9 protein-coding genes are annotated in these 8777 nt (G+C 39.0%); 7 read left to right on the forward strand and 2 right to left on the reverse strand.

Translation table 11 applies throughout. The features are described 5' to 3' along the window. Window positions 1–60: 60 nt before the first annotated feature. The 5 genes from ccoG to A7967_RS21210 all read left to right on the forward strand — a co-directional run bounded on the left by ccoG (window position 61) and on the right by A7967_RS21210 (window position 4367). A complete protein-coding gene (gene ccoG / locus A7967_RS21190) occupies window positions 61–1491 on the forward strand; it encodes a cytochrome c oxidase accessory protein CcoG (protein ID WP_054206846.1) in 1431 nt (476 codons plus the stop codon). Between the two features lie 63 nt (window positions 1492–1554). Continuing rightward, window positions 1555–2529, forward strand: coding sequence for a serine/threonine protein kinase (locus tag A7967_RS21195; protein WP_064436088.1), 975 nt, complete (start codon window positions 1555–1557; stop codon window positions 2527–2529). A 34-nt stretch (window positions 2530–2563) separates the two neighbouring features. Further along, window positions 2564–3187: a thiol:disulfide interchange protein DsbA/DsbL gene (locus tag A7967_RS21200; RefSeq protein ID WP_054206848.1), complete on the forward strand. Its 624-nt coding sequence runs from the start codon at window positions 2564–2566 to the stop codon at window positions 3185–3187. 20 nt (window positions 3188–3207) lie between these two features. Beyond that, complete coding sequence (locus tag A7967_RS21205) at window positions 3208–3846, forward strand: thiol:disulfide interchange protein DsbA/DsbL (protein ID WP_054206849.1); 639 nt, start codon at window positions 3208–3210, stop codon at window positions 3844–3846. Between the two features lie 62 nt (window positions 3847–3908). Next, window positions 3909–4367: a 2-thiouracil desulfurase family protein gene (locus A7967_RS21210; RefSeq protein ID WP_054206850.1), complete on the forward strand. Its 459-nt coding sequence runs from the start codon at window positions 3909–3911 to the stop codon at window positions 4365–4367. Between the two features lie 8 nt (window positions 4368–4375). Here the strand turns inward: A7967_RS21210 and trmA are convergent, their stop codons facing one another. Continuing rightward, window positions 4376–5479, reverse strand: a complete 1104-nt coding sequence (gene trmA, locus A7967_RS21215; protein ID WP_054206851.1) for a tRNA (uridine(54)-C5)-methyltransferase TrmA — start codon at window positions 5477–5479, stop codon at window positions 4376–4378. Between the two features lie 163 nt (window positions 5480–5642). Between trmA and A7967_RS21220 the strand changes: the two genes are divergently transcribed. After that, on the forward strand, window positions 5643–6764 hold the full coding sequence (locus A7967_RS21220) for a DUF5610 domain-containing protein (protein ID WP_054206852.1): 1122 nt from the start codon (window positions 5643–5645) through the stop codon (window positions 6762–6764). A gap of 63 nt (window positions 6765–6827) precedes the next feature. Continuing rightward, window positions 6828–7637, forward strand: coding sequence for a glutamate racemase (gene murI / locus A7967_RS21225; RefSeq protein ID WP_054456065.1), 810 nt, complete (start codon window positions 6828–6830; stop codon window positions 7635–7637). On the opposite strand, the gene A7967_RS21230 is transcribed toward murI, so the two are convergent. Continuing rightward, entirely contained in the window at window positions 7600–8079 is a 480-nt protein-coding gene (locus A7967_RS21230) for an RNA recognition motif domain-containing protein (RefSeq protein ID WP_054206854.1), read from the reverse strand. The genes murI and A7967_RS21230 overlap by 38 nt on opposite strands. Between the last annotated feature and the right edge of the window lie 698 nt (window positions 8080–8777).

An 8777-nucleotide genomic window follows, 5' to 3' on the forward strand; every position in this document is an offset into this window, starting at 1 on the left:
ATTGAATAAAGCCATATGATTGTTCAACTTTCATTCTCCAAGCGGCGTTGAGGAACTTCGATGGAAAAGCAAATAAAAGTAAAGAACATACCTTCTGAGGTGAAGATCGAGAAACCAGATCTTAATGCCCCACAAGATAGATTTAACCCCCGAAACCGCATTTATGTGCGTGCAGTAACTGGTTTACACCAACTGCTAAGGCAGCGTATCGGTTTTCTTGGCATGTTAGCGTTTATGGCGTTGCCATGGATAAACTTTAATGACCAACAAGCCGTGCTATTTGATTTGATGGGTCAAAAGTACAATATATTTAGCCTAACGTTATGGCCGCAAGACTTTACTATTCTTGCTTTTATTTTAATGCTTGCCGCATTTGCATTATTTTTAGTGACTACCTTCTATGGCAGAGTGTGGTGTGGCTATACATGCCCCCAAACAGTGTGGACCTTCATCTTTATTTGGTTTGAAGAGAAATTAGAGGGGACTGCCAATAAGCGCAAAAAGCTTGATCAGCGGCCGATGGATTTCGATAAGCTGTGGCGAAAAACAGCTAAACATACGAGTTGGATTGCATTTTCGCTTTACACTGCACTGACATTTGTTGGTTATTTCACACCTATCCGAGAGCTACTTCCTGATTTTATCACCTTTAATGTGGGTGGTTATGCGCTTGTGAGTATTTTAGTATTTGCAGCGTGTACATACGCAAATGCGGGATGGATGCGTGAAATTATGTGTTTACATATTTGCCCCTACTCACGCTTTCAATCAGCAATGTTTGATAAAGACACCTTCACCGTTAGTTATGACGAAACTCGCGGCGAGAATCGTGGTCCTCGTAGCCGTAAAGACGATCCTAAAAATCTAAACCTCGGTGACTGTATTGACTGTAACTTGTGTGTTCAAGTATGTCCGACCGGTATCGATATTCGAAATGGCTTGCAGGCAGAATGTATAAACTGTGGTGCGTGTATTGATGCATGTGATGGTGTGATGGATAAAATGAGTTACCCACGCGGGCTTATTTCATACACGACAGAGCGTAACTTAGAAACGCCGGATAACAAAACAAACCCATTGCGACCTAAAATTATTGGTTACATTGTGATTCTAGTTATATTAAGCACTGCGTTGGTTGCAAATATAGTCATGCGTAAACCGATGGACTTAGATATCATAAGGGATAGAAATCAGCTTTATCGAGTCGATTTTGATGGTTTAGTTGAGAATACATACACCCTTAAAGTAATTAATAAAGCGCAATACGAGCAAAGCTTTAATATTAAAGTTGAAGGGTTGGAAAACTTTAAATATATAGGCAAGCAAACTTTCACTGTGCAGGCCGGTGAATCACATAATGTACCATTATCACTAGTAATGGACCCATATGATTTGAAAAAGCCTATGACCGAGTTTAATTTTATCTTATCGCCAGTGGATGAGCCGAGTTCACAAATTTCGCAGCCGAGCAACTTCTTTAAAGCACGATAGTTAAGTACACTATCACTTAATAAAAAGCGGGATTTTCCCGCTTTTTTTATATTGATGAGAATTATGAGTAAATTTAGCTTTGTAGACTTAACCCCAGATTCAATTTTAGATGCCGTTGAAAGTATCGGCATTTATGCCGAGTCTGGCTTATTAGCATTAAATAGTTATGAAAACCGTGTTTATCAATTTAAAGCTGAAGATGGCAATCGCTATGTTGTTAAATTTTACCGACCTGAGCGCTGGAGCAAGGCACAAATACTAGAAGAGCACTTATTTGCAGCGGAGTTAGCTGATGCCGAGGTGCCAGTTGTTGCGCCGATTAGTCGTAATGGTGAGAGTTTATTTGAACATGACGGCTACTTGTTTACGCTGTTTCCAAGTGTTGGTGGGCGTATATTTGAAGTTGATAATTTAGATCAGCTTGATGTACTTGGGCGTTTGATAGGCCGAATGCATCAATCAGCAAAAGTCAGTGAATTTAGTCACCGGCCTACAATTAGCTGTGATGAGTATTTAGATACAGCTAAAATTCAGCTTCAAAACAGTAATCTAGTGCCAAGTAGCATAACTACAGCGTTTTATACCATTTTGGATATGGTGATCGATAAGACCAAATCACTCTATCAACAAGTCAGCACAATACGCCTGCATGGAGACTGCCACGCAGGTAATATTTTGTGGGCGGGTGATGCGCTCATGTTTGTAGATTTAGATGATAGTCGCCAAGGTCCTGCTATTCAGGACTTATGGATGATGCTAAGTGGCGATCGAAACAACCAACTGTTACAGTTAGATACCTTGGTGGCGGCCTATGAAGAGTTTTGTGATTTTGACCACTCTCAGCTTAAATTGATTGAACCATTACGTGCTATGCGTATGATCCATTACATGGGATGGTTAGCTAAACGCTGGGATGATCCTGCATTTCCACGGAACTTTTCGTGGTTTGCGGATGACAAATACTGGGAGCAACAAATTTTAGCATTAAAAGAGCAGTATTCTGCACTACAAGAACCAGCGCTAAAATTACTGCCATAAATAAATTATTTTAAAAAAGTGAATCGAGAGTCCAATGCTTAAAAAATTAAAACTGAGTCTTCTACTTTTATGTTTACCCTTTGCAGCTATGGCCGCAGACTTTAAAGCGGGTGATCAATATGATGTATTGAATATTGAAAAAAGCAAAACGCCCCAAGTAACCGAGTTTTTCTCATTCTATTGCGGACATTGCTTTAAGTTTGAGCCCGTCGCTAAAGCGATCGAAAAAAGCTTGCCTGAAGGTGCTGAGTTTATTAAAAACCATGTAAATTTTCTTGGTGGTTTAACACCACAAGTGCAAAGTAACTTAAGCTACGCTTATATCATTGCTAAACAGCATAATAAAGGTGAGAAAATTGCGGATCAAATCTTCAACAGTATTCATGTTCAACGCGCACCGCTTGATAACATTAAAGATGTTAAAAAGTTACTTGAAGTGAATGGTATTGATAATGATACATTTAATAGCGATATTGCCAGCATGCCAGTTATTTCAGCAGAGCGTGCTATGCAAGATAAGCAAAATAAATATTCTGAAATGGGCGCTTTGACCGGCGTACCAACATTCATCGTAAACGATAAATATAAAATAAATATCAATACCATTAAGAGCCAAGAGCAGCTTAATGAGTTAGTAGAATTTTTATTAGAACAATAATTTTTTGGAGTTAATTGATTATGATTAAATTAGTTAAAGCAGGATTACTTGCCTTATTGCTACCTTTGGCGGCAAATGCGGCGCCAACGACTTACGAAGAAGGCGTGCATTATGAGATTGTCTCTGAGCGTGCGAGCAAAAAACCTGAAGTAAAAGAGTTCTTTTCATTTTATTGCCCAGCGTGTAATAACTATGAAGCGCTACTGGCTGAAGTTAAACCAAAATTAAATACAGGCGTTGAGTTCAAAAAAAGCCATGTGGATTTTGTCGGTGTGCGAGACCCAGAAAATCAGCAAATGATCTCTCAGGCTCTAGCAACAGCTGAAGTGCTACCACAAAAGGATGCATTGATTGCCGCTATGTTTAACCATATTCACGCCAAGCGCGCAAAGTTTAACGAATTAGCAGATATAAAAGATGTATTTGTTGCCCAAGGTGTTGATGGCGACAAGTTTGATAAAGTTTATAAGAGCTTTTCAGTGCGTACTATGAGCTCGAAGATGAAACGCGATCAAAATTACTATAAAGAAAAGGGCGCACTACGTGGCGTACCAACCTTTATCGTCAATGGTAAGTATAAGCTTAACTTAGGTCGTGAAACAGGTATTACAGAACCTGATGACATTAGTAAACTGATTAACTATTTAGCTGCTAAATAGCTAAATACAAAATTATGATGAAAGCCCCGGATGCGGGGCTTTTTTGTTTATAGAGATGCATGATGGAAAAGATTTTCGTATCGAGTTGTTTGTTGGGCGCCCCCGTACGTTATGACGGTAAAGGCCAGGCATTAAAACACCCCCAATTAGCCACTTGGCAGCAGCAAAAAAGAATCGTTTCTTTTTGTCCGGAAGTTGCTGGTGGCTTACCAATTCCACGAGCCCCTGCAGAGTTAAAGTCACAAAAAGTAATAACCAAAAGCGGTGAAGATATGACTGCTGAGTTTGAGCTTGGTGCTCAAAGAGCGTTACGCTTTTGTAAGCTAAACCACATTCGGTTTGCATTACTAAAAGAGTCGAGCCCGTCATGTGGGCGAAATAATATCTACGACGGCACGCATAGCGGTATAAAAATCATAGGTATGGGTTTAACTGCGGCATTATTAGAGCAAAATGATATAAAGGTATTTAGCGAAATGCAAATACCAGCGCTGTTAAAAGCACTGGCACAGGAAGTATAGCTATTTTATCAAAGCGCCTTTTTTTGTAAAAACACGCCCGACTCAATATGGTGGGTGTATGGGAACTGATCAAAAATAGCGAAACGTTTAACGTCATGCGTACGGGTTAAGTGGTCTAAATCGCGTTCTAGTGTCTCAGGGTTACACGAAATATAAATAATGCTCTCGTAATTGGCGACTAAATCACATGTTAATGTATCCATGCCTGCGCGTGGTGGATCTACTAAAATAGTTTGACAATCGTAGCTGGTTAAATCAATCCCTTCTAACCGAGAGAATGTACGCTCGCCGTTCATTGCTTGCGTAAACTCTTCACTCGACATACGAATAATATCTAAATTGGTTACATTATTTTTAGCAATATTATATTGCGCCGAATGCACCGATGACTTAGATATTTCTGTTGCCAATACACGGTTAAATGAGCCAGCTAGCGCAATTGAAAAATTACCATTGCCGCAATAAAGCTCAAGTAAATCATTCTTAAGAGGTTTACATAAATCTTGTGCCCACTCCAGCATTTTGATGTTCACTTGTGCATTGGGTTGAGTGAAGCTATTTTCTACCTGCTGATAAATAAGCGCTTGGCCATTAACCGTTAAGTGCTCGGTTACATAGTCAGTGCCTAGTACTTCTTTTTGTTTACGCGCACGACCAATAAAGTCAATTTTAAATGAATGGCTTAGCTTTTCTTTTAAGGCTTTTATTTCAGCCATCCACTCTTCATCAAGTGGCTTGTGGTAAAGTAAACTTACTAAAATTTCACCACTGAGAGTCGATAAGTAGTCAATCTGAAACAGTTTGCGGCGCAGGATTTCACAGTCTTTAAGATTATCAATCATCGCTTTCATTACTTCACCAATTAATGGCGCAGCAGGGTCAAACTCATCGACCCTAATTTTTTCTTTTGTTGCTTGGTCAAACATGATGTGAAACAGATCGTCGCCATCATGCCAAACTCTAAATTCAGCTCGTTGACGGTAATGAATTGGTTCAGAGGCAAATACGTCTAGTTGTTCAACACCAAAGCGTTGGAATTGCGCAATGATACGTTGCTCTTTTTCTGTTAATTGTGCATCGTATTCAGTTGTATCTATCTTTATAACCGCCATTACCTAATACCTTATCTCATTATGCTGTTTATCGGCGCTATTGTAGGGGGCAGAGAGTATTTGTCTAGTTTTGAGTAATAGTAAATGCTGTTTTTTTGTACGTATCGCTTTAGTTATTCGTTTTTAGGCCGATAATGAAGTAAGCAGAAATAGGAGTCGGATCATGAAAATTGGTAACTTTGGCTTTGTTCCAAATAATAATGTCAATAAATACAGCAATAAAGGCGCATTGCAGCAGCCTACAATACAATCCCCCCAAGATAGCTATCAGCAACGTGGTAAAGAATTAGCTGCAAAAGTATTGGGAGATAAAATGGCTGAAGCCTTAGGTTTGCCGATCGCTGAAGAGAAAAAAGACAAGCCACTGTTTGATTTTGATGAAATTGTCAAAAATGTGCTTAGCTTTGTTACTGGCGCAGTTAAAAAGGCACAGGTCGATGGCGCAGACAATGAGAAATTAAAAGGTATGCTTGATGACGCACGTAAAGGTGTGCAAATAGGTATCGATGGCGCGTTTGAAGAACTAAAAGATACCGGCATCTTAAATGATGAAATTGAAGAAGGTATAGAAAAGTCAAAAGAGGGCATTTTTAATGGCCTCGATGAATTTGAAGATGACTTATTTAATCCCAAGCCAGATTCAGTAAGTGTTACGCAGGCGCAATATTTAAGTTTAAGTAATAACGCGCAATATAACTTCACGACCGCAGAAGGTGATGAAGTGAGTATTAGTTTTGCCGATGCATTCAAACAGCAATCAGCAAGTAGTTACCAGCGTAATGGTCAAAATGAAGGTTATGCGAGTGAATCATCGCAATCACGAGAGCTATCATTTAGCATGTCAGTCAATGGCGATTTAAATGAAGATGAGCAAGAAGCCATTAACGCCCTTATGGAAGACCTACAGAGTGTCAGTAAAAAATTCTTCGGTGGTGACATGGAAGATGCATTTGAACAAGCTAAAGAGCTAAATCTAGGTAATGAACAGCTGGTGGCATTTTCAATGGATTTAAAGCAAACCAAAACGTTCGCGGCAATAAAAGGCTATGAAGAAAATAAGCCTGCGCCAGAAAAAGCAATTACCGAGAAGGTCGCGCCATTTAACAGTGATTTAAAAGATGCATTTAATAAAGCAGGTGATCTTGCATTGCAAAATGAGCTGTCAGGTATTTTGCAATGGTTAAATCAAGATCAGGAAGAAGTCGGCAAGCTAGTTGATTATACCAAGGCCATGTTTGAACAAATGAACAAGTTACGCTCAGCAACACTAGAGGGTGAAGCTTAAGCTTTATTTTAGAAGATGTGCATGGCAAACTGGTCAGCTTAGGTTTAGTTTGGAGCGAGTCGTTTGTCAGCACATATAATGGTATTTGATTCTGGAATAGGGGGGACAACCGTTCTTGAGCATATTCAGAAGCAGCTCCCATATGCACGCATTAGCTATTTTATGGATAATGCATTTTTACCCTATGGTAAATTGAACCAGCAAAAAATTATTGAACGCCTCAGAGGTTTACTGCACTTTATCGAAGTGAACTCACTTAACGTTGATGTGTTAGTTATAGCATGCAATACGGCATCCACTTCAGCATTGAGTGCTATTCGATCATTAACACACATTCCTATAGTAGGCGTAGTGCCTGCCATTAAACCTGCCGCAAGTATCACGAACAGTCATCACATAGGCCTACTCGCAACACCAGCAACGATAAGCAGCCCATATACACAGCAATTAATCGAAGACCATGCTTCATCTATCACTGTTAGTTTATATAGTAGTGTCGCGTTAGTCGCTATTGCTGAATATGCCTACTTAAATGGAGTGGTCGACACAGACAAGTTAAACGCCGAGCTTAGAGAGTTATCAATTAATCAAAGTATTGATGTTTTGGTATTAGGGTGTACGCATTTTCCCATTTTAGCGTCGGCGATTCATGCATTTTATCAAGGCAGCATTAAATTATTAGATTCGGGAGCGGCGATAGCAAAGCGGGTAGAAACTGTGCTTATAGAGAAAAACTATTCCTTAAACAGCAAAGTTACTTTTGATCACAAAAAAAAGCCGCTGCATTATTATGCAACGGCTTCTATTGTCATTGATGAGCAACCGGTGGAGCTAGTTACACTGACTGATCCGATTCAGAACGAAAAGAGTTAGGCTCGTCATCTTGTTTTTGTTTTGCTTCACGAACTTTCAACGTACGTTGTTGGAACTCGCTATCGTTTAACTTAGCAATTGCATTATCAGCATCTGACTCTGCCATTTCAACAAAACCAAAGCCGCGGCGCTTGCCAGTATTTTTATCCTTTAATAAACGAACATTAAACACTTTACCTTGCTCTTCAAATAAAGCACGAACAACACCTTCATTTGCACGATAAGGAAGATTGCCTACATAAAGTGTTTTTGTCTTTACTTCGGCTTCTTCTAAATCGTCAGACGACATTGCAGCAATAACAACACCACCAATTAGTAAACCAGCACCAAATAACAGTGCAGGACTTAATTGTAGGCTTGAAAGCGCAAAATTAACTATAACGAAACCAATAACAGCAAGGATAACTGAAGAGATAAGAGATTTTTGATCGGGTAATTTCATTTTTGATCTACCAATAAACAGGAAATAAACATTAATTTAACATTGTGAACTTGCTATCTTAACGCGATAAATGAACATAGCAATGGTATTTATGTGAAATTATCTAATTTAGCTTAAAAAAACAGCTCTGTAGTAGGCGTGAATTATCATTTTAAGCCGATTAGCACGCTTTTTGAGCGAACAGTCAAAATATCGAAAAAAAGTGTTGATCTGTTTTTGGAACTCCCTATAATGCGACCCCAATGAGACGGGAAACGCCAACGCATAACGAGGCACGGACTTATCAGAGAGTTAAATAAAACTTCGGTTTTAAATATTCCAAAAGAAAATTTAAAACAAAGTATTGACTCGAGAAATAAAGGGTGTATTATTCGCATCCCTTGAGTCGCTAAAGCGAGTCAAAACGTTCTTTAACAATATAAAGCAATCATCTGTGTGGGCACTCGTACAGATTGAGTTCTAACAGCCGAACTTAGTTTACTAAGCAAGGCAAAAAATTTAGAGTCTCAATGTGATTTCTCGAAAGAGAAACTGAGTGACCAACAGAATAGTTATTTTTAATAATTATTCGGCACAGTCAATTCAATATCGAAAGATATTAAATAAATTCAGAATTCATTGAGCAGGTTCTTCATTCTTTATTGGATGAGAACAGAAAAAACTTTTAATTGAAGAGTTTGATCATGGCTCAGATTGAA

The sequence above is a fragment of the Pseudoalteromonas neustonica genome (assembly GCF_001653135.1).
Taxonomy (GTDB): Bacteria; Pseudomonadota; Gammaproteobacteria; order Enterobacterales; family Alteromonadaceae; genus Pseudoalteromonas; species Pseudoalteromonas neustonica.

Excerpts from the sequence above, each read along its gene's own strand:
- A7967_RS21205 (WP_054206849.1), top strand. The coding sequence starts at position 3,208 with ATGATTAAATTAGTTAAAGCAGGATTACTTGCCTTATTGCTACCTTTG.
- A7967_RS21210 (WP_054206850.1), top strand. The coding sequence starts at position 3,909 with ATGGAAAAGATTTTCGTATCGAGTTGTTTGTTGGGCGCCCCCGTACGT.
- A7967_RS21200 (WP_054206848.1), top strand. The coding sequence starts at position 2,564 with ATGCTTAAAAAATTAAAACTGAGTCTTCTACTTTTATGTTTACCCTTT.
- trmA (WP_054206851.1), bottom strand. The coding sequence starts at position 5,479 with ATGGCGGTTATAAAGATAGATACAACTGAATACGATGCACAATTAACA.
- A7967_RS21195 (WP_064436088.1), top strand. The coding sequence starts at position 1,555 with ATGAGTAAATTTAGCTTTGTAGACTTAACCCCAGATTCAATTTTAGAT.
- ccoG (WP_054206846.1), top strand. The coding sequence starts at position 61 with ATGGAAAAGCAAATAAAAGTAAAGAACATACCTTCTGAGGTGAAGATC.
- A7967_RS21230 (WP_054206854.1), bottom strand. The coding sequence starts at position 8,079 with ATGAAATTACCCGATCAAAAATCTCTTATCTCTTCAGTTATCCTTGCT.
- A7967_RS21220 (WP_054206852.1), top strand. The coding sequence starts at position 5,643 with ATGAAAATTGGTAACTTTGGCTTTGTTCCAAATAATAATGTCAATAAA.